Origin of the sequence: Sphingobacterium sp. (assembly GCF_032065005.1) — a bacterium.
In the GTDB taxonomy this organism is placed as follows: domain Bacteria; phylum Bacteroidota; class Bacteroidia; order Sphingobacteriales; family Sphingobacteriaceae; genus Sphingobacterium.
Map to the genome: position 1 here is coordinate 1 of NZ_DAMBMM010000013.1, position 23,568 is coordinate 23,568.

The 23,568-nt window shown below is 40.4% G+C and carries 20 protein-coding genes; 10 read left to right on the top strand and 10 right to left on the bottom strand.

The genetic code is table 11. The features are described from left to right. Positions 1–479: 479 nt before the first annotated feature. The 4 genes from RT138_RS16690 to RT138_RS16705 all read right to left on the bottom strand — a co-directional run bounded on the left by RT138_RS16690 (position 480) and on the right by RT138_RS16705 (position 2,227). A complete protein-coding gene (locus RT138_RS16690) occupies positions 480–1,094 on the bottom strand; it encodes a superoxide dismutase (protein WP_313191587.1) in 615 nt (204 codons plus the stop codon). Between the two features lie 91 nt (positions 1,095–1,185). Further along, the gene (locus RT138_RS16695; RefSeq protein ID WP_313191588.1) at positions 1,186–1,662 is read right to left on the bottom strand and encodes a nucleoside deaminase; all 477 of its coding nucleotides are present in this window, start codon (positions 1,660–1,662) and stop codon (positions 1,186–1,188) included. Beyond that, on the bottom strand, positions 1,662–2,003 hold the full coding sequence (locus RT138_RS16700; RefSeq protein ID WP_313191589.1) for a tRNA-binding protein: 342 nt from the start codon (positions 2,001–2,003) through the stop codon (positions 1,662–1,664). The genes RT138_RS16695 and RT138_RS16700 overlap by 1 nt, the downstream gene beginning before the upstream one ends. A gap of 8 nt (positions 2,004–2,011) precedes the next feature. After that, a complete protein-coding gene (locus RT138_RS16705; protein WP_185213342.1) occupies positions 2,012–2,227 on the bottom strand; it encodes a hypothetical protein in 216 nt (71 codons plus the stop codon). A gap of 152 nt (positions 2,228–2,379) precedes the next feature. On the opposite strand from RT138_RS16705, the gene RT138_RS16710 reads away from it, so the two are divergent. From RT138_RS16710 to RT138_RS16730, 5 genes are all read left to right on the top strand, one after another. Next, positions 2,380–2,877 carry a porin family protein gene (locus RT138_RS16710; protein ID WP_409529460.1) on the top strand — a complete coding sequence of 166 codons (498 nt, stop codon included), beginning with the start codon at positions 2,380–2,382 and terminating at the stop codon, positions 2,875–2,877. A 163-nt stretch (positions 2,878–3,040) separates the two neighbouring features. Beyond that, the gene (locus tag RT138_RS16715) at positions 3,041–3,820 is read left to right on the top strand and encodes a succinate dehydrogenase cytochrome b subunit (RefSeq protein WP_313191591.1); all 780 of its coding nucleotides are present in this window, start codon (positions 3,041–3,043) and stop codon (positions 3,818–3,820) included. A 49-nt stretch (positions 3,821–3,869) separates the two neighbouring features. Beyond that, positions 3,870–5,804 (top strand): fumarate reductase/succinate dehydrogenase flavoprotein subunit, encoded by a 1,935-nt coding sequence (locus RT138_RS16720; protein WP_313191592.1) that lies wholly within the window; start codon positions 3,870–3,872, stop codon positions 5,802–5,804. Between the two features lie 46 nt (positions 5,805–5,850). Continuing rightward, positions 5,851–6,627: a succinate dehydrogenase/fumarate reductase iron-sulfur subunit gene (locus RT138_RS16725; protein WP_175486344.1), complete on the top strand. Its 777-nt coding sequence runs from the start codon at positions 5,851–5,853 to the stop codon at positions 6,625–6,627. Positions 6,628–6,711: 84 nt separating this feature from the next. Further along, positions 6,712–10,464, top strand: coding sequence for an ATP-binding protein (locus tag RT138_RS16730; protein ID WP_313191593.1), 3,753 nt, complete (start codon positions 6,712–6,714; stop codon positions 10,462–10,464). A gap of 1,043 nt (positions 10,465–11,507) precedes the next feature. Here the strand turns inward: RT138_RS16730 and RT138_RS16735 are convergent. From RT138_RS16735 to RT138_RS16745, 3 genes are all read right to left on the bottom strand, one after another. After that, complete coding sequence (locus tag RT138_RS16735; protein WP_313191594.1) at positions 11,508–12,449, bottom strand: hypothetical protein; 942 nt, start codon at positions 12,447–12,449, stop codon at positions 11,508–11,510. A 108-nt stretch (positions 12,450–12,557) separates the two neighbouring features. Then, positions 12,558–13,709, bottom strand: coding sequence for a GDP-mannose 4,6-dehydratase (gmd, locus tag RT138_RS16740; protein ID WP_313191595.1), 1,152 nt, complete (start codon positions 13,707–13,709; stop codon positions 12,558–12,560). Between the two features lie 141 nt (positions 13,710–13,850). Further along, the gene (locus RT138_RS16745) at positions 13,851–14,414 is read right to left on the bottom strand and encodes a lipocalin family protein (RefSeq protein ID WP_185213334.1); all 564 of its coding nucleotides are present in this window, start codon (positions 14,412–14,414) and stop codon (positions 13,851–13,853) included. A 27-nt stretch (positions 14,415–14,441) separates the two neighbouring features. Between RT138_RS16745 and RT138_RS16750 the strand changes: the two genes are divergently transcribed. The 5 genes from RT138_RS16750 (at position 14,442) to RT138_RS16770 (ending at position 21,086) form a co-directional block, all read left to right on the top strand. After that, positions 14,442–14,801, top strand: a complete 360-nt coding sequence (locus RT138_RS16750) for a hypothetical protein (protein WP_237219520.1) — start codon at positions 14,442–14,444, stop codon at positions 14,799–14,801. Between the two features lie 16 nt (positions 14,802–14,817). Continuing rightward, on the top strand, positions 14,818–15,735 hold the full coding sequence (locus RT138_RS16755) for a lysylphosphatidylglycerol synthase transmembrane domain-containing protein (RefSeq protein ID WP_313191596.1): 918 nt from the start codon (positions 14,818–14,820) through the stop codon (positions 15,733–15,735). A gap of 2 nt (positions 15,736–15,737) precedes the next feature. Beyond that, positions 15,738–16,448, top strand: coding sequence for an SDR family oxidoreductase (locus RT138_RS16760; RefSeq protein WP_313191597.1), 711 nt, complete (start codon positions 15,738–15,740; stop codon positions 16,446–16,448). Between the two features lie 231 nt (positions 16,449–16,679). Beyond that, positions 16,680–19,688, top strand: a complete 3,009-nt coding sequence (locus RT138_RS16765) for a TonB-dependent receptor (RefSeq protein WP_313191598.1) — start codon at positions 16,680–16,682, stop codon at positions 19,686–19,688. An 18-nt stretch (positions 19,689–19,706) separates the two neighbouring features. After that, positions 19,707–21,086 (top strand): RagB/SusD family nutrient uptake outer membrane protein, encoded by a 1,380-nt coding sequence (locus tag RT138_RS16770; protein ID WP_313191599.1) that lies wholly within the window; start codon positions 19,707–19,709, stop codon positions 21,084–21,086. Positions 21,087–21,145: 59 nt separating this feature from the next. Here RT138_RS16770 and RT138_RS16775 read toward each other — a convergent pair whose 3' ends face one another. Genes RT138_RS16775 through RT138_RS16785 form a run of 3 tightly spaced genes read right to left on the bottom strand, consistent with a single transcriptional unit; the run spans position 21,146 to position 23,565 of the window. Next, positions 21,146–22,510 carry an alpha/beta fold hydrolase gene (locus RT138_RS16775; RefSeq protein ID WP_313191600.1) on the bottom strand — a complete coding sequence of 455 codons (1,365 nt, stop codon included), beginning with the start codon at positions 22,508–22,510 and terminating at the stop codon, positions 21,146–21,148. Positions 22,511–22,514: 4 nt separating this feature from the next. Then, the gene (locus RT138_RS16780) at positions 22,515–23,114 is read right to left on the bottom strand and encodes a hypothetical protein (RefSeq protein ID WP_313191601.1); all 600 of its coding nucleotides are present in this window, start codon (positions 23,112–23,114) and stop codon (positions 22,515–22,517) included. Then, the gene (locus RT138_RS16785; RefSeq protein WP_313191602.1) at positions 23,104–23,565 is read right to left on the bottom strand and encodes a hypothetical protein; all 462 of its coding nucleotides are present in this window, start codon (positions 23,563–23,565) and stop codon (positions 23,104–23,106) included. The genes RT138_RS16780 and RT138_RS16785 overlap by 11 nt, the downstream gene beginning before the upstream one ends. Positions 23,566–23,568 lie beyond the last annotated feature (3 nt).

Genomic DNA, 23,568 nt, shown 5'->3' on the forward strand with positions numbered 1-23,568 from the left:
TGACGAAGGAAGGATCTCGGAATTTTACAGACAAAATCAATTACGGATGGTATTGGCGTACAGTTCCTTAACCTTCGGTTAAGGATGACAAGCAGTTTGTGAGGAGAACCGTACAGATTCCTCACTGAACGTTCAGAATACCAATGCGCTAAAGAGGGATTCAGAGTGCAACGAAGAATCTATTTTTGTTTTATTTAGAGGTGTTTGTCATCCCGAAATCGTAAGATGAGGGAACTATTTCAAGTGAAGTATGGATAGTTCCGAGACCCTTCGGGAATGCCCTCAGGGTGACAAAGAAAAGGTATAGAAAAAGATTTCACCTACGCAGTGGGTAGTGGGTTCACCAATACAAACATCCTGGTTCTACAAACATTTCTCCCACTCTGTGGGCTTTGCAAGATTCAAGCTGTCATTGAAATCATAAAAAAAGCGGATACCTGCATTCAGATATCCGCTCTCTAAGAATAATCTATAATGGATTAACCTTTTTTAGCTTCCGCGTAACGTTTAGCTACGTCTTCCCAATTTACTACATTGAAGATTTCTTCTAGGTAGGCTGGGCGTTTATTTTGATATTTTAGGTAGTAAGCATGCTCCCATACATCGATACCAAAGATTGGAGTACCTTTTACTTCAGCAACATCCATCAAAGGGTTATCTTGATTAGGAGTAGATGTTACCGCCAGTTTACCGTCTTGACCAACGATTAACCAAGACCATCCTGAACCGAATCTACCAGCGCCTGCTTCTTGCAGTTTCTTTTTCAATTCAGCGAATGAACCGAAAGCAGCATTAATATCATTTGCTAAATCTCCTGTAGGCTCACCACCTGCATTTGGGCCTAAAACCTTCCAGAAAAGATCATGGTTCCATACACCGCCAGCATTGTTTCTCACTGCTGCTGGGTACTTGCTCACATTCTTCAGGATTTCTTCCAAAGAAAGGTTTTCTGCATCGGTACCTGCAATAGCTTTGTTCAAGTTGTCTACATATGCTTGGTGGTGACGATCATGGTGAATGATCATTGTTTCTTTATCGATAGATGGTTCTAATGCGTCTGCTGGGTAAGGTAACGCCTCTAATTCAAATGCCATAACGTTTATATTTTATTTATTAATTATCAATACACGAATATAACAATTTAAGCCCGTTTTTGTTTCGTTTAGGCCCCAATTTGTGGATAACTCAACGTTTATTACGAAAAAAAGACATCATCAGTTCGGCACATTCCTTTTCCAGCACGCCCGACTGAATGATCGTCTTGGGATGGATGATTTTCTCATGAATACTGGAATAGCCTCTCTTTTCATCACGGGCTCCATAGACAATCTTGCTGATCTGGGTCCAATAGCTCGCACCGGCGCACATCACGCAGGGTTCAACGGTCACATACAGGGTGCAATCCTTCAGATATTTTCCGCCAAGGTAATTCGCTGCTGCCGTAAAGGCTTGCATTTCCGCATGGGCCGTCACATCATTCAACCTTTCGGTCATGTTATAGCCCTTACCTATGATCTTGCCATTGGAGACTATAATGGCACCAATCGGTATTTCATCTTCCTGGAAAGCTTTCTTGGCCAGCTTCAAGGCTTCCTGCATATACTGCTCATCAAGATTGGGAATGCCTTCTTGAGGATTTTCTTCGAAATTGTATACCTTCATTACTTCAGTTTTGCACCATTAGGAACCTTGCGTTCCACGGTTGTCAAAATAATATCTCCATTCTCATCCTCGAATCCCGTTACCAAGCACTCGGACATAAAATTGGCAATCTGTTTTTTAGGGAAATTTACGACTGCCACGACCTGTTTGCCAAGGAGCTCTTCCCTGGAATATTTTGCAGTGATTTGGGCGGAGGACTTGCGAGTCCCGATTACCTCCCCAAAATCTACCAACAATTGGTAGGCTGGCCTTCGGGCTTTGGGGAAATCAGAAACTTCCAATATGGTTCCCACCCGCAGGTCCACCTGTTCAAACTCTTCCCAACTGATCAACTTCTCCATAACTTTCCTTATAGTCTATTTGACTCCAGGTCGGTCAATTCTTTGGAAAGGGTAAACACGACATAGTCTACGTTACGGTTCAATCTTTTGGCAAGACGCTTCAGAAGTTCTTCTTCTTGGCCTGGACTGTATTGCAAGTCTTCTTCGGAAAGAGTATTATATTTTCTTTTCAGTTTTAGTTTTAATATCGGCCATTCTTCGGCACTGATCTTGAAATTATACATATTAATATGCGCTTATTGAATAAAAACTACTAATTTAGTGTTTGGAATTAGTAAATATATAAATTTTTGATATGAAAAAAATCTTTCTTGGATTAGCTGCCTTATTCTTATGCGTACAGGCAACGCAAGCACAATTATTACCGAGCTTAAAGTTGGGTATTAAGGGTGCAGTAAACTTTTCGAGCTTAAAATCGGACGGCGCATGGTTAAATTCAGATACGAAAGCTGGATTCCAAGCAGGTATCTGGGGACGTGTAGGTGTTGCAGGATTCCACGTTCAGCCAGAGTTGTACTATGCACAGAAAAAAGCAGGATATGAAACCGAAGACGGAACAAATAGTGAAGCAACCTTTAAAAGTGTAGATTTACCAGTCCTTTTAGGAACAAGAATTGGCTTAGGTCCAATTGGCGTACGTATCCAAGCGGGTCCAGTATTTTCATTCGCTCATGAGGGCGATATCAAATCGGTAGCCAATACCGATGCTTATAAAAAATCATCGACCGGAATCATCGGTGGTGTTGGTGCCGACATCAGCAAATTCACCGTTGATTTGAGATATGAACATGGATTAAGTAATATCAGCAAAGATAATGCGCACAAGCAAAAGATCAGTATGTGGTCAATTGGAGTAGGATACTCATTCTTGTAAGCGCTTAATAATAAAAAGTTTTTGGCCTGATTTGATAAAAATCGGGCCTTATTTTTTGGCGAAAATTAGAACCATTCTAAATTAGGCCTTTTTTATACATAAATCTCATTTATATGTCATCAAATAGATAGATTTGCGTACTTAAATTAAATTCATAGTAATAATGAGTAAATCAAAGCCAGTATTAACATCTTCACTAGGGAAGAAACTAATCATGAGCTTGACGGGATTGTTCTTATGTACTTTCTTGATAGTTCACTTGATCGGTAACTTACAACTATTTAAAGATGATGCGGGGTATGCGTTTAACAATTACGCTTATTTCATGACCCATTTTACCCCGATTAAAGTAGTATCATACCTACTTTATCTTTCTATCATTGTTCACGCGGTTTATGCTCTTATCCTAACTACAAAGAACAAAGCAGCACGTCCTATTGGTTACAACCAGTATGATGGAAAAGCAAACAGCGCTTGGAATTCTCGTAACATGGGAATCTTGGGTACTGTTTTACTAATTTTCATTGTTACACACATGCAAAACTTCTGGTTTCAGTACAAATTTGGTACTACTCCATACGTCGAGTACCGTACTGAATTAGCGACGGGCAACCAAGAGGTTTTACAATTAGACGATATTCCTTCAGATTACAACGGGTATGCACAATACCAAGATGCTGGATTTGAGGTGGTTAAATCTAAAGATTTATACAGACAAGTGGCCGTTACATTCCAAAACCCATTATTGGTTGGATTGTACCTTTTAGGAATGGCAGCATTAGCTTTCCACTTGATCCACGGTTTCCAATCCGCATTCCAAACGATTGGTTTCAACCACAGACGTTACAATGGAATTATCAGAACCATCGGAGTATGGGTATTTGGGGTAATTATTCCAATCCTGTTCGCTTCTATGCCATTGTATTTTTATTTTGTTAAATAGGTTATTTACAGATTACGCAATAGCAAGATCTTATAAATAAATAAAGGATATGTTAGATTCAAAAGTACCTTCAGGCCCTTTGGCCGAAAAATGGTCAAAACATAAATTTGAGATGAAGCTGGTCAACCCAGCCAACAAGCGTAAGTTTACCATTATCGTTGTTGGTACAGGTTTGGCAGGAGCATCTGCTGCCGCTGCATTAGCAGAATTAGGCTACAACGTTAAAACATTCTGTTATCAGGATTCTCCAAGACGTGCACACTCTATTGCTGCACAAGGGGGTATTAACGCTGCAAAAAACTATCAAAATGACGGTGACTCGGTTTACCGTCTATTCTACGATACGATCAAAGGTGGTGACTACCGCGCTCGTGAGGCAAACGTATACCGTTTGGCCGAAGTTTCGGTAAACATTATCGACCAATGTGTTGCTCAAGGTGTTCCTTTCGCACGTGAATATGGTGGTCTATTGGACAACCGTTCATTTGGTGGTGCACAGGTATCACGTACGTTCTACGCACGTGGCCAAACTGGACAACAATTATTGTTAGGTGCTTATTCAGCGCTTAACCGCCAGATTGAAGCGGGTAAAGTAAAATCCTATACGCGTCACGAAATGCTAGATTTAGTAAAGATCGATGGCGAAGCTAGAGGTATCATTACACGTGACCTTATCACCGGTGAGATCGAAGCTCACGAAGGTCATGCGGTCTTGTTATGTACTGGTGGATACGGAAACGTATTTTTCCTTTCTACAAATGCAATGGGCTGTAACGTAACGGCAGCATGGAGAGCGCACAAACGTGGTGCTTACTTCGCTAACCCTTGTTATACGCAGATCCACCCTACTTGTATCCCAGTTACCGGTGACCATCAATCCAAATTGACCCTGATGTCAGAGTCATTGCGTAATGATGGCCGTGTATGGGTTCCAAAGACAATTGAATTGGCAGAGAAACTGCGTAAAGGAGAATTGAAGCCTAAAGATATCAAAGAAGACGATCGCGATTACTTCTTGGAAAGAAAATACCCTTCATTCGGTAACTTGGTACCTCGTGACGTGGCTTCACGTAACGCTAAGGAAATGGTTGACGAAGGACGTGGTGTTGGTAAGACTGGAGTAGCGGTATTCTTGGACTTCGCTGAAGCGATCCAACGTTTAGGAAAAGATGTAGTAGAAGCTAAGTATGGTAACTTATTCGACATGTATTACCAAATTACTGACGAAAACCCATACGAGCAACCAATGCGTATCTACCCTGCAGTTCACTATACCATGGGTGGTGTTTGGGTTGACTACAACTTAATGACTACGGTACCAGGTTTATACTGTTTAGGAGAGGCTAACTTCTCTGATCACGGTGCTAACCGTCTAGGTGCTTCGGCATTGATGCAGGGTCTTTCTGATGGTTACTTCGTAATCCCTTACACTGTAGGTGATTACTTAGCAAAAATCGGAAACTTCAAACCTGTCGATAAAAACAATCCTGCATTCGAGCAAACCCGTAAAGAGGTTGAAGAAAGAATCAACAAGTTATTGGCCCTTAAGGGTAGCAAAACTGTTGATGATATCCACAAGAAATTAGGCCACATCATGTGGGAATACTGTGGAATGGCTCGTACAGCGGAAGGATTGCAAAAAGCAAAAGGCTTGATCCAAGATCTTCGCAAAGAGTTCTGGACTGATACGAAAGTATTGGGACAAAACGAAGAGTTGAACATGTCCCTAGAAAAAGCCGGTCGTGTTGCAGACTTTTTGGAATTAGGAGAATTAATGGTTGACGATGCTTTGAACAGAAATGAGTCTTGTGGTGGTCACTTTAGGGTGGAATCACAGACTGAAGAAGGAGAAGCAAAACGTAATGATGATGAATATGCATATGTTGCAGCTTGGCAATACAATGGTGATAACCAACCGGAGATCTTGCACAAGGAGTCATTGGTATTCGAAAACGTTAAGTTAACACAAAGAAGTTATAAATAAGCCAAAGGGCTTCCTGTGAAGCCTTTTGCTACTCAAAAATATTATCATGAGTGCACATATGAATTTAACGCTAAAAGTTTGGCGTCAAAAAAACTCAAATGACAAGGGACAATTCGTGACTATCCAAGCTAAAGACATCGCTGATGATATGTCTTTCCTAGAAATGCTGGATGTGGTAAACGAAGACCTAACTCGTCAAGGGGAAGATCCTATCTATTTCGACCATGACTGTCGTGAAGGTATCTGTGGAATGTGCTCCCTCGTTATCAACGGACGTCCACATGGACCTAAATACGGTATTACAACCTGTCAGCTGCATATGCGTTCTTTCCACGATGGCCAAACGATCGTGATCGAACCATGGAGAGCCGCTGCATTCCCTGTATTGAAAGATTTAGCAGTTGATAGAACATCATTTGACAGAATCCAACAAGCAGGTGGTTATATCAACATCAACACCGGTGGACCTCAGGATGCCAACAATATCTTGATCCCTAAGCGTATCGCTGATGAGGCATTCGAATCGGCAACCTGTATCGGATGTGGAGCTTGTGTTGCTGCATGTAAAAATGCTTCAGCTATGCTATTCGTATCGGCTAAGATTTCACAATTCGCTTTATTGCCACAAGGTCAAACTGAACGTTATGAACGTGCTCAGGCAATGGTTGACCAAATGGACGCAGAAGGTTTCGGTAACTGTACAAATACAGGAGCTTGTGAAGCGGAATGTCCAAAAGGCATTAAATTAACAAACATCGCAAGAATGAACCGTGAGTATTTTACGGCAAAATTCTTCCGTCAAGAAGACGTTCACCAACACTAAGGTTGAATTTCTCTATAAAACTCCTCGTAAAGTTATTTGCGAGGAGTTTTTTATTTATATTTACCCATTAGTAAAATCAGATAAATGGGTAATAAAATAAGAATCCTCTTACTAATCCTAACTGTATCTTTCCTCGCTACCGCCATCATGATCAACAAAATGGTAACCAAGGAAGATATGTTGGAATTGGATACCAGAACTCTTTCTAATAACATTCATCGGTACGAGGATATTGTAGACGAACTGTGGGCGGATTCTAACCTCATGAAAGCCTTTGTCAATGTTGAGGTCTACCCTACTCAAGTCTTAGATGTCGCCAATAAATACGGTGACAAACACAAGATCTTCTTTTATATCTATAAGGACCATAAACCCATATTCTGGAGCAACAATATCTATGTTCCCCTTACTGATGGCGGCATCCAATCGGATGTGGTCTTTATACAGGAAGACAATCGCTCCTTTATCCTCAAACGGAAGACACTAACATCCAATACTTCCGTCCTTGCCTTAATCCCTGTAAAGACCAATTTCTCCATTACCAATGAATATCTCGTCAATCATTTCTTCAATGAGCTCATTGCTACCAACAATCTGACCATTGCAGACTATACGGATACAGAGAACATCAAAAACATCTATAGCAAGACAGGGGCCTATCTATTCTCGGTCAAGCTAAACCAAGGGAAGCATGACAATATATTCATGGATATCCAATTTATGTGTTGGGTATTCGCTTCGATCTGTTTCCTGATCTTGGTCAACAATATCTGTCTGATGATTGCAAAGAATGGCAGACCCTGGTTTTCCCTTGCCTTCTTTACCTTTACATTGATCCTGACCCGATATGTGGATCTAAACACAAACTGGCTGGCGTCCTCATCAAGCATTGGACTCTTTGATCCTAAATATTACGCTTACAGTCCGCTCCTTCCTAACCTCTGGGGTTTCTTTATGACCACCTTATTGGTAGGTTGGCTGGTTTTTTATTTCCGGGTTATCCAACCTTACCTGAGGATTCCATTGAAGAAACTGACTGGTAACCTTGCGACTATTACGGCCCTGCTTTCAATTTTGGGGATCTACCTGATCAGTAACTTACTGTTTTTCCATCTGTCTACCCTGATCACGAACAGTACCGCGGTAACCTTGGACTTGACCAATTTACTTTCCTTTAACTCTTACAGCTGGTTGAACATCTTGATCATGTGTATCAACATGGTTATCCTGCTCTATTTTATAGATACGGTCGTCAATATCTTAAAGTCAATCCTACCGAATACAACATCCTTTCTGAACATTCAATTGATCGCTTTAGTTACTGCGATCATCTTGAATGCCATTTTTGTTGGCGACAATACCTTCTTTAACATCTTCTTGGCCGGTATCATCATGCTGAGAGCATATAGTAAACTGAAGGTAAACCTGGCCATGTCCACCTTTATCCTTACCCTGGTTTTCCTAGCGTTCATGACGACCTCTGTCTACACTAGAAGCTTGGAATCAAAGGTAGAAAGGGAAATGAAGGTGACGGTAAATCAGTTGGAAGCAGAAGACGACCTCAATGCCACAGCACTCTTTGTGGATCTGGAGAGAAAAATAACAGCCGACGAAGGATTGCGACAATCTTTCGCCATCAGCTTACCAAATACGCAGATTGATATTATCAATGATTATATCAAGAACACCTATTTCAGTGGTTACCTTTCGAAGTTTGAGTTCAACGGTTATTATTATTACAATGACCAGGCCCTTGGCAACTATGAGAACAATAAAATCGATGAATACCGGGAGAAGGTAATCAATAAGTCCACCAAGGTTCAACAGACCGAACATTTCTATCGGGTCCGTAGTGATTTGGGGACCCATGAATATTTCTTGCAGTTTGATATCCCCGTCGATACGACCGAAGACCGTGTAGTCCAAGTTTTCATCAATCTCAAGAACAGGGCTTATGGCACGACCATGCCTTATCCAGAGATCCTCTCGGATAGCAAGGTAGAATTTATCAGAAACTACCAGAGCAATGCGACCTCCTTTGCTCTATATCGCGATGGAGCATTGGTCACACAGAATGGTTCATTCACCTATCCCAACAAGGATGATGCCTTTGGTGGAAAGGTACAGCAATACATAACAAGGGATGACTATAATGGTTATTTTAACCTGGTCTATAAACCGGATTCAAATACCACTCTTGTGGTCAGCACTCCGCAGCTAAGCCTATGGCAGTCCGTCGCGGTGTTCTCCTTCCTATTCTTATGTCTCTACATCTATTTCCTGATATTCGACGGTATCAAATATTTCTTTAGTACCATTACGCAGAAATCCTTCAATTTCAGAAGTATCAAATACCACTTTAAATTATTGATAAACCGAATCCAGTATAGTACGCGTATCCAGACCATGATCATTGGTGTCGTGATCTTTGCAATCGTAATCTCTGGTTTTATTTCCTTTATCAGTATTTCGGGTCAATTGGAAAAATCGAAGGTGCAGCAACGTCTAGGTTATATCATGGATGTGGTGAAAAAGATCGAGAACAAGATCCAATCTTCCGATAACCTATCCGAGGCGGAAATACAGGACTTTGTAAAGAATTTCTCCGAAACCTCGGTCACTGACATCAACCTCTATAATAAAAACGGAAAGTTGATCTTTACCTCTCAACCCAAAATCTATGATATGGGATTGGTTTCGAGGTTTATTAACCCGATCGCATTCAATAACCTGAACGTTCTCAAAAAGACAGATTCCTTTATCAAAGAGAATGTTGTGACCTTTGAATACAATTCAAGTTATGCAACCATAAAAAACAATGAATACAACAATATTCTCTTCTTAAATATCCCATACTTTACATCCGTAGAGGAAGAAAATGAGAGCCAGAACTTGTTGTTGAATACCCTATTGAATATCTACACCATCATAATCCTGGGATTAGGTTTCTTAACGGTGATGGTTGCCAATTCCATTACCAAACCATTGAGCTTGATCGGTAAAAAGCTTTCCCAAACCATATTCAGCAATAAGCCAAACGAACCATTGTACTGGGAGCGTGATGATGAAATCGGCGCCTTGGTCAAGGAATACAATTTTATGATCGTGAAGCTGGAGGAAAATGCCAAACAGCTGATGAATGCGGAGCGGGAGTATGCTTGGCGTGAAATGGCTAAACAGATTGCACATGAGATCAAGAATCCATTGACCCCAATGAAATTGGGAATCCAACAATTAACGCGCAGTTATAAGGAGGATGACCCGAGGTTTGAAGAACGGTTCTTTAGGATTTCGAATTCCTTTATTGAGCAGATCAACAGCTTGAGCAAGATTGCTACTGAGTTTTCAAATTTTGCAAGGTTACCAGACACCAATTTAGCAAAGATAAACCTGATCGAAAAGATCAATAAATCTGCTAACGTCTACCATAACAACCATAATACGTACATTAAGATCATCAATAACACGGATGATGAGAATGTTTATGTACTGGGAGATAGGGACCAATTGCTAAGGACCTTCAATAACTTGATCAAAAACTCCATTGAAGCATCGATTGGAAGGAAAAAACATCTGATCAGCATCTTGATCGAGCATTTAGACCAAAAGAAAGTCAAGATCATCGTGAAAGATAATGGGATGGGCATACCTGCCGATGTGATTCCAAAGATCTTCCAACCAAACTTTACAACGAAAAGCTCTGGAACAGGACTTGGATTGGCCTTTGTTAAGAAAACCGTTGAGTCCATGAATGGAGATATCTCATTTGTGACTTTTGAAGGCATAGGAACGACTTTCACTATTCTCCTGCCTCTTTATGAGGAAGAAGAGAAATAAGGGCTTAAAAGCGAGGGAACACATGTTATTGGAAAGGGCTATGGTTAGCTTCTGATGAGAGATTGGAAATGAAAGCTTTCTTTGGGCTGAAATCTTTTTCTATATCCTTTTTGTGTCACCTTGAAGGGGCTCGGAACTAATCATGCTTCATTAAAAATAGTTTCCTCATCTAACGATTTCGGAATTACTGCAATCCTTAAAAAAATAGATTCTTCGTTTCACTCTGAATCCCTCTTTAGCGCATTGGTATTCTGAACGATCAGTGAGGAATCTGTACGGTTCTCCTCACAAACCGCTTGTCATCCTTAACCGAAGGTTAAGGAACTGTACGCCAATGCCATCCGTAATTGATTATGTCTGTAAAATTCCGAGATCCTTCCTTCGTCAAGACAACAGCTAGGGGGGACGAAGATTGAGGACCTGTACGCCAATGCTATCCGTAATTGATTATGTCTGTAAAATTCCGAGATCCTTCCTTTGTCAGGACGACAGCTAGGGGGGACGAAGATTGAGGACCTGTACGCTAAAGCCATCCGTAATTGATTATGTCTGTAAAATTCCGAGATCCTTGCTTCGTACTAATAACATGGTTGTTAGATCTGTGTTTCTAGCTTTTAGTGCCATATTTATTAGAAGAATATTTCCAGCAGCCATACATCCCCAGCGGGGATGAATTATTTTAGCATGAATGGTATTGAACAATATAGGAGTAGCGAAAAACTGATGTTCGATTAATCGAATATCAGTTTTTCGCTACTCCCAGGCTAACGTGCCATGCCAGCTAAAATAATGGAACCCCAATGGGGTTCTATAACTAAAATTCAAGAGCCTAAATGTTTTCGTTGCAAAAAAGCTGTAATTACCTTCCGATAAATTTTGTTCAAATTTTACTTCTCAAGACGACAGCTACGGAGCCGAAGGTAAAGGACCTGTACGCCAATGCAATCCGTAATTGATTAAGAATTTAAAAACTTAAATAGCTAAAACGCAAGAAAGGAGCTGAATATTCAGCTCCTTTCTTGTCTTTATATATAATAACCTTTCTATTTCAATACAACTGAGGAACGACCCATTATGGCATCATCCGCATAAAGCAATACCGTGTATGCTCCTTTTTGGAATTTGTGATTAGGATCGGACCACATAAATTGGTACTCTTGACCGTTATTATTGAATTCAATATTTTCTTTGAAGGTATATTGTAATTTTTCGCCATGCACCAAGAACAAATCCTCAGAGTTGGCTATTAAGTTACCTTTAGGGTTGATAATCCTAACATATACTTCTTTTTTCCCCATTGCCGCCAACGGATTGTCTGCAACCGTAAAGTTGATCTGAAGTTTATCGATACGCTTAGCTTTATTTTCATTTTCTAGAGAGCCATTTCTTTTCTCTTCAATACCGATGATATGTACATTGGATACCTTGATAGAAGAAGCTTTGGCAATCTTATCGGTAAGCACATTTTTCTCCGTTATGAGCGTTGCGGCTTTAGTTTCGGAATCTTTGATTTGCTTATTGAGGTCGGAGTTGGTTTCCGCCAGCAGTTGATTTTTGATCTTCAAGGCGGTGACATCATCCTTCATTTTTGAAACCTGATCTTTCAATAAAGAAACATCAGCTTTGGCAGCCTCTATCTGAGGGCCAGTGATTTCATTGTTTTCGAGTCCTTTTCGTAAATCTTCAATCTTTTGCCTAGCGGACTGTTCTGCGGCTACCAAAGCGGCAGTGCTGGTAATACCTTCAGATTTGATATTATCAAGTTCGGCTTCAATACGATCTATTTCAATCTGTAAGTTTTCTTTCTGCAGAGTCACTGTGTACAGTTTTTCACCAGAAGATTTATATTTTACATAGAAATATATATTGGTAGCCAAAAGGGCTGCAATTGCAATCACGAAAAAGTAGATCTTAGAATTATCCCTTTTTACTACAGGGGCGACTTGCGCTTCTTTTGTATCTATCTTGTTAACGTCTGTTTTCATTTTCCATTATCTCCATTGAACTGTTAAGTGGGGAGACACTAAACAATTACAAAATGAATATTTAATATTTATTTAACTTTCGGAAGCAAATATTGTTCCAAGTTGCTGTTATTCAAAATAATTTAGGATATCAAAGCCCCCTTTTTTGAGATATTCCTCTCTTTGCATAAGTTTGAGGTCAGAGAGTACCATTTCATTCACCAACATTTCTAGGTCGTATTTGGGTTTCCAACCTAATTTGTTGTTTGCCTTACTGGGATCACCAATCAATAAGTCGACCTCCGTAGGACGATAATATGCAGGGTCTACTTTTACAATAGTTTGACCTAGCTTAATTTTCTCAGGATCAAGGCCTAACTCTTTCAATCTTTCGTTATCACGATCAATGATAACACCTTTCTCAGCTTCTGCTTTACCTGAGAATTCCACTTCAATCCCTAGCTCAGCAAAGGCCATCCTGACAAATTCACGTACAGTAGTCGTCACACCAGTAGCAATGACAAAGTCCTCCGCCTTATCCTGTTGCAAGATCAGCCACATGGCTTCAACATAATCTTTGGCATGTCCCCAGTCACGCTGTGCGGAGAGATTGCCTAAGTAAAGTTTATCCTGAAGACCTAATGCAATTTTCGCTGCAGCACGGGTAATCTTTCTAGTCACGAAAGTTTCTCCACGCACAGGGCTTTCATGATTAAAAAGGATACCATTGCAGGCATACATATTATACGCTTCACGGTAGTTTACCGTAATCCAATAGCCATAAAGTTTTGCTACGGCATATGGACTTCTCGGATAAAATGGAGTGGTTTCACTTTGAGGAACTGCCTGAACTAGCCCATAAAGTTCCGAGGTAGAGGCTTGATAGATACGGGTATGTTCTGTCAATCCCAACAAACGGACAGCCTCAAGGATCCTTAGCGTTCCTAGTCCATCGGCATTTGCAGTATATTCTGGGGTATCAAAGCTCACTTTCACATGAGATTGTGCAGCGAGATTATAAATTTCAGTAGGTTTCGTTTCTTGAATGACACGGATCAGGTTGGTTGAATCCGTGAGATCGCCATAATGCAGGACGAAGTTACGTCCTAATTGGTGCGGATCTTGGTACAAATGGTCGATACGGTCGGTATTAAACAAAGAACTTCTTCTTTTCAATCCATGCACGACATAGCCTTTTTTTAATAAAAACTCTGCTAAATATGCTCCGTCCTGTCCGGTAATACCGGTAATGAGAGCAACTTTATTACTTTCTTGACTCATTCTGATTGTTATAACTTGACAAATATAGAGATTTCAGGCAAACGATTGAGAAAAACCTTACCGAAACCTGATAAAATGGCTTGCATAAAAAAAGCCGTAGATTTCGCTACGGCTTACATTCAAAAAATTCTTTTTGTGGAATTATTCTCCGGCTCTGCTAAATTTAAGGACCAAATTTCCAGTTTTACCGTCATTCAAATCTACCGGCAAACGCATCTCCAAGGAGTTTTCATCAGCATAGGACAAATCCAAACGGTAACCACTTGTTACGTTAGAAGCTTTGTCTCCAGCATAGATTTTCTTGAATTGGAATGCAGGCTGACCACCTGTTTTACCGGGATTGAAGATAGACCAAACAATGGTACGTACAGTTCCACTAGCACATAGGTTTCCATCCGCATTAAAGGTGATGCTTCCTCTTTGGTTTCCACCAGGAAGGTTCCATAGCGAACCGATGAAACAATCAACCGGTGCTTCATCAAACATATTTTTAACGGTATAGCTGCTTGGGATGTTTTCGCGGGTCACGGAATTCAATGTCCATGTTCCTTTCACTCCAGAACGCCATTGTGATGCCGATGGGCCTGTAGCAGAAACAGTTCCTGATTCAGTACCACCTGTAGCCCCTTTTCTTGGTGCTCCACAACTACCTAAAACCAACAAAGCTGTTAGTAAAGATAAAAACGAAATAATACGTTTATGCATATTACAAATTTTAAAATAGTATAATAAATGTATATTAGTAAACAAAAAACTCAATTTTCATTGATGAACAACACTTCCAAAAATCATACCATAAGCAAAATTGTAGCCAAGGCTATTCTTCGTTTGATGATGATTGTTTTAATTGTCGGAATTGTATTCGCTTTTAGCAAAGATGCTAAAATACTGGATAATATTTCTTTAAATTTCCCAAACAAATGGGCTATATTTGCCCCCATTTCCTTATTCATTATCTTTATCATTTTGATGTTCATGATGTTAAAGGAAAAATACAGACGGATTGATTTGAATTGGTTATTCAGCTTGTGTGGAGGATTTCTGCTGATTTACCTGATTTTATTTTATTCCCGCATTTACCCGATGCTATAATTACAGCAAAAATTAAATGGAAAAATCAAAGATTTGGGAAATCGCAAAAAACATCCTAAAGGTACTGATCACGGCGGGTGCTCTATATTGGGTTTCCACCAAAATATCATTCAAGGACCTTACTGAGGTATTAAAAGACAGTAATCCCCTATACTTATTCTTTGCCTTGTTGGCTTATATATGCTCCATTTTAGTAGCATCCTCACGTTTGAATTCTTTCTTTAAGGCGATAGGACTCAGATTGACCGAACGCTATAATTTTAGACTCTATCAATTGGGCCTGCTCTATAATTTCTTTCTACCAGGAGGAATTGGTGGTGATGGCTATAAGATCTTCTTCTTAAAGAAGAATTTCCAGATTTCACGTCGACAGGTATTAGGCGCTGTTTTTTTTGATAGGTTATCAGGTCTTTGGGCCTTAAGTATCATTACGGGTGCCCTGATTATCTTCATGCCCAGACTTGCTATTCCCAATGCCGTTACCATAGCAGTCCTTTTTATCGGAACCATCAGCTACCTGTATGTGCTCCGTTTATTCTTCAAGCAGTTCCTTAAGAATTTTATCACGACCCACTTTAAGGCCTTATGTGTTCAGGGGTTTCAAACCTTGACCGCAACCTTTATATTATTGGCCATGAATTTTGACGGCAAGTTCTCTCCTTACCTATTGATCTTTATGGTCTCTCAATTGGTGGCTATTGTACCTTCCATTGGAGGAGCGATCGGCCTTCGGGAATCTGTCATATTCAGTTTGGCAACCTACCTTAAATTGGACCCACATATCGCGGTAACCATAAGTTTGATATTCTATATCATATCTTTATTGGTTGCATCAAGTGGTATATACTATATATTCAGGCCACAACGATTGGGAGCAGATAAATTACCATCTGCAAAAGAAGTAGAGGAAGAAATAGATAAAGAAGAGGAATAATAATGGCAAATATCATCATAACAGGCGCTAGCAGTGGAATAGGATTTGAAGCCGTGCTAGATTTGACCGCGAATAAGGAAAATAAGGTAATCGCACTGGCGCGATCCGCAGATAAATTGAGGAAATTACATGAGATTGCGTCCTCCTTGAACCATGATGGCGGCACGCTCTATCCGGCACAATTTGACATTGTGTTTGACAATTATCCTGAATCTTTGGTCCCATTTATCCAATCCAAGTTTGACAAGGTTGATATCCTGATCAATAATGCAGGAGCACTGATCAATAAACCTTTTTTGGAAACAAGCATGGAAGATGTTGCCCAGATGTTCCAATCCAATCTATTGGGTCATATACAGATGATTCAGCATATCGTGCCGATGATGAAAGATGGCGGCCATATTGTGAACATCAGTAGCATGGGTGGATTTCAAGGGTCTGCAAAATTCCCTGGATTATCTGCATATTCCGCAAGCAAAGGGGCTTTGGCCATCTTAACGGAATGTTTAGCGGAAGAGTTAAAGGATAAAAACATTAAAGTGAATTGCCTAGCCTTAGGTTCATCGCAGACTGAAATGTTTGAAGCTGCTTTCCCAGGTGTTGAGGCCGGAACCTTAGCTTTTGAAATGGGACGATATGTCGCTGAGTTTGCCCAAAACGGACATAAATATTATAATGGAAAGATTCTTCCTGTTGCAAATACGACCCCTTAAATAAAAAAATACAAGAAGTTAATGCGGCTATCATGTACCATGATAGCCGTTTTTTATTGTTTAAACATCGATTTGCAAAAATTAACTCCTCGCTTATAAAAACGCTAATATTAAAAGTTTTAGCTATCATTTATTTGATTATTAAATTTTTCTATATTTAATTTAAATCAAGCCTAAAGGAGTTAGAACAGCTCCTTAAGTGAACACTAATCACTAACTGAAACTTATTTTATGAAAAGAAAACTACTTTTTTTCTTATCGTTGTGCCTGATGCATTTCATTGCATTTGGACAAGACCAAACGATTACAGGAACAGTAACTGACGCTGTAACCAATCAGCCCATTTCTGGAGTTACCGTTCGTGCAGTTGGAAGCAACTCTGCAGCACAGACCGATGCTCAGGGACGCTATGAAATCGGTGTAAGTGCTTCTATCAAAGCCTTACATTACACTTTTGTTGGCTATAGTTCCCAACAGGTGAACATCGACAATCGAAAAAACATCGATGTTCAATTGACACCTGCTGCAGCAGACCTGGAAGAGGTTGTGGTAGTGGGTTATGGTACTCAGATCAAAAAGGATATGACCGGATCGGTGGCCAGCGTGAAAATGTCTGATCTGGAAGATGTACCTCTACAAACTGTTGAAAGTGCCTTGCAAGGTCGCGCACCAGGGGTATTTGTCAACTCAAGCTCTGGAAAATTAGGCCAGGCATTACAGATCCGCGTTCGCGGTATTTCTTCCATCTCGGCAGGCACTCAACCTCTGTATGTCATCGATGGTGTGCCAATTATTTCTTCTGCCATGGGTACTTATGATGAACCGGACAACCCCTTGGCTGCCATCAGTCCTGATGATATTGAATCCTTGGATGTATTGAAGGATGCAGCAGCTACAGCAATCTATGGTGCCAGAGGTTCGAACGGTGTCGTTATCATCACGACCAAAAAGGGTAAGGCTGGAAGAACAAAATTTGAGTTAGGCTACTTTGGAGGTTTCAGCGATCCAACCAAAAAGGGTGAATTCCTGAATGGAACCCAGTATAAGGAATTATTGGGAGCTGCCCTGAACAATGGCGGCTACATCGGAACCGGTGAAGACCAATATCCTACATTAGCTGAATTTTGGGAGGATTGGACCGGGTCAGACGATTGGGACAAAAACTACAATAGCAATTGGGTAGACGAAGGATTGAGAAGAGGCGGAATCCAGCAATACAGCCTAAATGTATCTGGAGGGGATGAAAAAACAAGATTTATTGCTTCTGGAAGTTATAACGACAATAAAGGTGTTATTGTCGGCAACCGCTTTGTGAGGACCTCTGGCCGTTTAGGTTTGGACCATTCGGCAAATTCCTGGTTGGATGTTGGCGGTACGATCAATATCAATAAAATTGACAACTACCGTGTTAGCAGTGATAATGCCTTTTCAAACCCTTTACAATTAAATGCCCTTCCCCCTATTCAAGCAATCAGGGACGAGAATGGTGTATTGAACAATTACACTGTCTATTATAACAACCTGATTGACCTTGAAAATGGCAAGAACCTTTCAAACACCTACCGTACTTTCGCAACGGCTTATGCCAGTGCTAAGCTAACCCCTAACCTGATCTTCCGTTCGGAATATGGTATGGATTTCCAAAACCTTGAGGAAGAAATCTTCTTAGGATCAAGAACCCAAGATGGTGGTGATGTTGGTGGTTATGGCTGGAATTACCAAGCCCGCTCAATCAATTTCAATACGAACAATACTTTGAACTATAGCAAGACATTCAATGAAATCCATGATTTCAGCGCGATGTTAGGTATGGCTTATCAAGAAGGGCAATTTAGATATACCATGGCAGAAGGTAAAGGTTTTCCTTCAGACCAATTCACTAAGATCATCAGTGCGGCTGTAAAGTCAAATGCCAGTTCATCTGAGTCAAGGTTTTCTTTCCTATCTTACCTTGCGAGAGCTAACTACAAATTCAAGAACCGTTATTTATTGGAAGCGACCTTACGTATTGATGGGTCTTCCAGATTCGGTAAAGAGTCTAGATATGGTTCCTTCCCTGCGGCTTCAGTAGGTTGGGTGGTTTCGGAGGAGGACTTCTTAAAGGGCAACTCAACCCTATCATTCCTGAAACTGCGAGCAAGTTACGGTCGTACCGGTAATGCCGAGATTGATAATTTTGGACCAAGGACACTGTACACAGGTGCTAACTATGCCGGTGTACCAGGAACTGTTCCGTTGAGATTAGGCGATGAAAAACTGACTTGGGAAAACACAGCTTCAAGCAACTTTGGTGTTGACTTTGGTTTCTTCAACGATAGATTATCTGGAACCATTGATGCTTATTTCAAGAAAACAACCGATCTACTATTGGATGTGCCTATTGAATCTACCAATGGTTTCACAACCATTCTTCAGAACGTAGGTGATATGCAGAACCGCGGTATGGAGTTCGCATTGAATTCTAAAAACTTTGTTGGCGAATTCAAATGGAGCACCTCTTTTAATATCTCCTTCAATAAAAACAAAATCTTAAAGTTAGTTGATGGGCAGCCGATTTATCCAGGTGGTCGCTATTTGGGTAGAATTGAAGAAGGTATGCCTTATGGTTTCTTCTACGGGAAGGCCTATGCAGGTGTGGATACCGAAAATGGTGATGCTTTATATTACTTGGATGCAAGTCAAACGACAACAACCAACGAATATTCGGAAGCTGCTGACCAATGGATTGGCGACCCTAATCCTAAATTCTTTGGTGGTTTCGGAAACAACTTCTCCTATAAGAGCTTCGATCTAGCCATACAGACACAATTTGTTTTTGGCAATGATATCTACAATGCTGCTGGAGGTTTCCAATCAACCAATGGTGATTACTTCGATAACCAGACTTTAGATCAAATGGACTATTGGAAGAAACCTGGCGATGTGACCATGATTCCGCAACCTCGTTTTGATGAGGGAAATGGAACGAGACCTTCTTCTCGCTATATTCAAGATGGTTCCTACTTCCGTGTGAAAAACGTAGTCCTTGGTTATAACTTACCTTCTAGTATTGCCAACAAAGCTTATATGCAATCTGCTCGTATCTATGTTTCTGCTACAAACTTGTTGACTTTCACAAGTTACAACGGTTATGACCCAGAGATCAACACGACCTTTGCCGGCAGGTATCAGCTAGGTACTGATTTTTATACAGCACCGCAGCCTAGAACGATCACATTTGGAGTTAACATTGGTTTTTAATCTTCTAAGCGAACTATCATGAACATCATAAAATATATTACAATTCCTGCTGTGGCAGTTGCACTGACCTTGGGATCATGCGGAAAAAAACTGGAGATTGAGCCTGTAGACGATATTTCGGCTGAAAAGGCGCTTTCTACCCCTGCAGATGTGAACAATGCCCTCACCGGTGCTTATACCATTATCGCTAAAGGGGCATTATATGGAACGAACCTCGTTATGGTTCCTGACCTATTTGCCAGCCCTGGTTATTTAAACTGGACTGGTTCCTTTTCAACTTATCGAGACATCTCGAATCAGAACATTATTGCAACCAATGAGGATGTAACCCGTACCTGGACCAATGCTTATCAGGCGATCAATGCAGCCAATACGGTCCTAGAAGCCCTACCTATCATCACTGATGAGGATATGAAGGCCCAAATTGAAGGTAAAGCTTATTTCATACGCGGTATCATGTTCTTTGAACTTGTGCGTCTCTATGGTTTACCATATGAAGCCGGTGGAGCTAATTCAAGCCCAGGGGTACCTCTTCCCCTGAAAGCGGTTACTAAGTTTGAGGACCTGATCAAAGGGATCACGAGAAGTACAGTAACGGAGTCCTATGCACAGGCGGAAAAAGATCTATTGGCCTCCATCACCAAATTAGCAGATTACCCCTCTGACCTAGCAGCTTCTCAAGGGATGTTGGCTCGTCTATATTTACAACAAGGCAAATATGATAAAGCCCGAGACCTAGCCAATGATATCATTGAAAGTGGAGATTATGAGTTATCTCCGACATTGGAAGCTCCTTTCCGTACGCCAAACTCTTCTGAAGGCGTATTTGAGATTCAACAGAACGAACAAAGTAATGCTGGTTCTTCAAATGATGGTTTAGCAACATTCTACTCCAGCTATTTGAACAATACCGGTGGTAAAGTCGGTCGTGGTGATTTGAGCATCTTGAATTCCTATTACAACACTTTTGATCCTACCGATAAACGCAGAACACAGATGATCTACGATGGCACCGGCGCCAAATCGGGTTGGTTTACCAAAAAATGGTACAATTATTTTGATAACATCCCAGTGGTTCGCTTGACCGATTTGTATCTGATGCGCGCTGAATGTAACTTCAGATTGGGCACTGCAATCGGAGCCGATCCATTAGATGACATCAATGTACTACGTGAAAGAGCTGGACTCGAAGATCTGGAAGATTTGACCTTGGACGCTATTTTATTGGAACGCAGTAAGGAATTGGCCTTTGAGGGTTATAGGTTGCACGACCTGAAGAGAACAAAAAAGAATATTGGTTCTCTGCCGTACAATTCTCCGAAAATGGTATTCCCTATTCCATATAGAGAAATCTCAGTGAACCCTGCATTGGTACAGAATCCAGGTTATTCACAATAAAAGATTATATAAAAATAGCGGTCTAAATTAGACCGCTATTTTTATTAAATACCTATACTTTATAAAGCTTTAATCCAAGCTGTAATGTCCTTTAACACTTCTGGACTAATTGTTTCTTCAATTTCAGCATATTCACCTACAGCACCAGTTTTAGCATTCTGGAATAGATGGTTTAAGTTTGGGTATACCTTAGAAAGGTCTTTTTTATTTTTTGGAAGGTTGTCCGTTAGGCTTTCTATATTTTCACCGGCGGGCACTTGGACATCTTTGCCCCCAAATGCTGCAAAGGTAGGGATCTTGATCTTTTTGATAAATGGCACGGGATCTATCTTGATGAAATGACGGAACCATGGAGTCACCAAAGCAGCTAGCTGATCGGCACTTTCCATATTTTGACTACCGCTTACTGAACGCATATTATTGCGTATGGCGTCAAAAGCCTTGTCGCTCGGAAAATCGGAGGCCATAATCTCATAATTCTTCTTGATTATTGCACGTTCTGCTGCAGAAATATCCTTTCCTTGTGATTTCATGATTGCGGCATTCTGGAGAATCATCAGGGAGTCCATCCTGATCGTTGGACCTGCCAAGGTTACAATAAAATTCAATCCACTAGCTTGTTGCCCTGCTAAAATCGTGGCTATCAATCCGCCTTCACTATGGCCTATTATCCCTACTTTCATTGGGTCCACTTGGGCTTGCTTGCGTAAGAAGCTCAAAGCTGCAAGTGCATCTTTTCCAAAATCACCGGTAGTAGACTTTGCAAAATCACCTTGGGATTTACCTACTCCTCTATCATCATACCGGAGAACCACAATATTATTCTTGGTCAGGTAATCCGCCAATACCTTAAATGGCTCATGACCCATTAAAGTTTCATTGCGATCCTGCGGACCACTTCCTGAAACCAATATCACGGCTGGATATTTACCTGGTTCTTTGGGCTTGGTTATCGTTCCGGCTAGAGTTACCTTATCTATTTTATTTTCAAATGTTACGTCTACAGTATCATAAGAATATGGAGGATTTACGCGTTGGCTTCGTTTAAAAGTACCAGCTTCACTGGCTTGCTCAGCAGTAAGTTTGTTAAGGACTAATTCGGTCTTTAAACCCCCTTGTTGAAACTTGCCATCGATACTCTTTCGGTCAGTGCTGATCTTTCCAGCATATTTTACACCCATACTTTTCAGCTCCACAAATATCGAATCACCTTCGGCAAGAATGCTTGTCAAAGGAAATCTATTGCTGCTCTGTTTAGGACTCTGCATGCTCCCTTCCCAAGCTCCATTGTATTTAAATTCAAAGATCAATGGTAATTCCATCCCTGAAACCTGCAAAGATCCCTTCCAGTTTCCTTCAAAGGATTGTGAAAATCCCATTGAACATGAACAAAACAGGACCAGTGCCAAAAAATAATTCTTCATATACTTAAAAATAAGGGTTTAATACATTCAAAATAACGTCCAAAACCAAGGTCAACAACACTATTGCTATGGTATGGAACAGTTTATTACTGTTGATGGCAATTTTCATACCTCTAACCAGTAAATGAAAAAAATAATAAATGGAAAAAATACTGAAAATCCCAGCCAAGGTGATGATCCCCAAATTAATAGGTGAAATATTTAGCTTATCAATATTACCTTTTTCAATTTCACCCTTAAGATCATCCATGATTCCCATAATGTAAGGATTCAATAGAAAAAGGGCAATAATCACCAATACGCATTGCGCAATCAGTACTGAAATCAACACATCAAATAGTCTAGTCTTAGAATAATTGAACCTTGCATAAGCATACATTAAGGCAGTTAATGCCCCAGTATTGATCAGACCATAGATTAAATATTTCCAAAATGGCCTGGGATGACTAAAGTGTAATTGAATAATCCCATTGTTAATAAAATGGAAGAAAAACCCCAATATACTCAGCAGCAGAAAACCTAGACTGCCAAAAATCAATAATTTACGACTAGTTACATCCTCAAATGGGTTTAACATGATATTGACAAAATCTCTAGAACTCATCTTTGTAGGGTTTATATTGGTTTATTATTTTTTGGATCTCTTCTGGTTTCTGGGTCCCAATCATTAATTGGCTGCCGTCTTTCATGATCAATTGCAATCCTTGGTCTCCTTTGGCAGAATAGGCTTTTCCCCACTTACCTAGTCGATAACCCCAGCCTCCAAAATCTGCAAATGTATAGGTCCTAATATACGCAGAAGCAATGTCAGACCAGGGTATAAATTTATTCCAGATAAAAGGGATGAAAACAATTCGGATTCCTTCGGAATCATAGGTGGTCTTTAATTTAATCAGTAATAAGAATAGCAGCACGATTACTGACAACAGAAAGCCACTGGTTTTGAATACATCCATATAATTGGGACTGATGGCAAAAACTTGGGCACCTATAACCACTAAAATGATTAAGAGCAACCAAGTCGTCAGCATATTTTGATTTTCTTTAAATTTCATGAT

What these genes read in the sequence shown, in the direction of transcription:
- RT138_RS16690 (WP_313191587.1), bottom strand. Translation starts at nt 1,094, where the DNA reads ATGGCATTTGAATTAGAGGCGTTACCTTACCCAGCAGACGCATTAGAA.
- RT138_RS16695 (WP_313191588.1), bottom strand. Translation starts at nt 1,662, where the DNA reads ATGAAGGTATACAATTTCGAAGAAAATCCTCAAGAAGGCATTCCCAAT.
- RT138_RS16700 (WP_313191589.1), bottom strand. Translation starts at nt 2,003, where the DNA reads ATGGAGAAGTTGATCAGTTGGGAAGAGTTTGAACAGGTGGACCTGCGG.
- RT138_RS16705 (WP_185213342.1), bottom strand. Translation starts at nt 2,227, where the DNA reads ATGTATAATTTCAAGATCAGTGCCGAAGAATGGCCGATATTAAAACTA.
- RT138_RS16715 (WP_313191591.1), top strand. Translation starts at nt 3,041, where the DNA reads ATGAGTAAATCAAAGCCAGTATTAACATCTTCACTAGGGAAGAAACTA.
- RT138_RS16720 (WP_313191592.1), top strand. Translation starts at nt 3,870, where the DNA reads ATGTTAGATTCAAAAGTACCTTCAGGCCCTTTGGCCGAAAAATGGTCA.
- RT138_RS16725 (WP_175486344.1), top strand. Translation starts at nt 5,851, where the DNA reads ATGAGTGCACATATGAATTTAACGCTAAAAGTTTGGCGTCAAAAAAAC.
- RT138_RS16730 (WP_313191593.1), top strand. Translation starts at nt 6,712, where the DNA reads ATGGGTAATAAAATAAGAATCCTCTTACTAATCCTAACTGTATCTTTC.
- RT138_RS16735 (WP_313191594.1), bottom strand. Translation starts at nt 12,449, where the DNA reads ATGAAAACAGACGTTAACAAGATAGATACAAAAGAAGCGCAAGTCGCC.
- gmd (WP_313191595.1), bottom strand. Translation starts at nt 13,709, where the DNA reads ATGAGTCAAGAAAGTAATAAAGTTGCTCTCATTACCGGTATTACCGGA.
- RT138_RS16745 (WP_185213334.1), bottom strand. Translation starts at nt 14,414, where the DNA reads ATGCATAAACGTATTATTTCGTTTTTATCTTTACTAACAGCTTTGTTG.
- RT138_RS16750 (WP_237219520.1), top strand. Translation starts at nt 14,442, where the DNA reads ATGTATATTAGTAAACAAAAAACTCAATTTTCATTGATGAACAACACT.
- RT138_RS16755 (WP_313191596.1), top strand. Translation starts at nt 14,818, where the DNA reads ATGGAAAAATCAAAGATTTGGGAAATCGCAAAAAACATCCTAAAGGTA.
- RT138_RS16760 (WP_313191597.1), top strand. Translation starts at nt 15,738, where the DNA reads ATGGCAAATATCATCATAACAGGCGCTAGCAGTGGAATAGGATTTGAA.
- RT138_RS16765 (WP_313191598.1), top strand. Translation starts at nt 16,680, where the DNA reads ATGAAAAGAAAACTACTTTTTTTCTTATCGTTGTGCCTGATGCATTTC.
- RT138_RS16770 (WP_313191599.1), top strand. Translation starts at nt 19,707, where the DNA reads ATGAACATCATAAAATATATTACAATTCCTGCTGTGGCAGTTGCACTG.
- RT138_RS16775 (WP_313191600.1), bottom strand. Translation starts at nt 22,510, where the DNA reads ATGAAGAATTATTTTTTGGCACTGGTCCTGTTTTGTTCATGTTCAATG.
- RT138_RS16780 (WP_313191601.1), bottom strand. Translation starts at nt 23,114, where the DNA reads ATGAGTTCTAGAGATTTTGTCAATATCATGTTAAACCCATTTGAGGAT.
- RT138_RS16785 (WP_313191602.1), bottom strand. Translation starts at nt 23,565, where the DNA reads ATGAAATTTAAAGAAAATCAAAATATGCTGACGACTTGGTTGCTCTTA.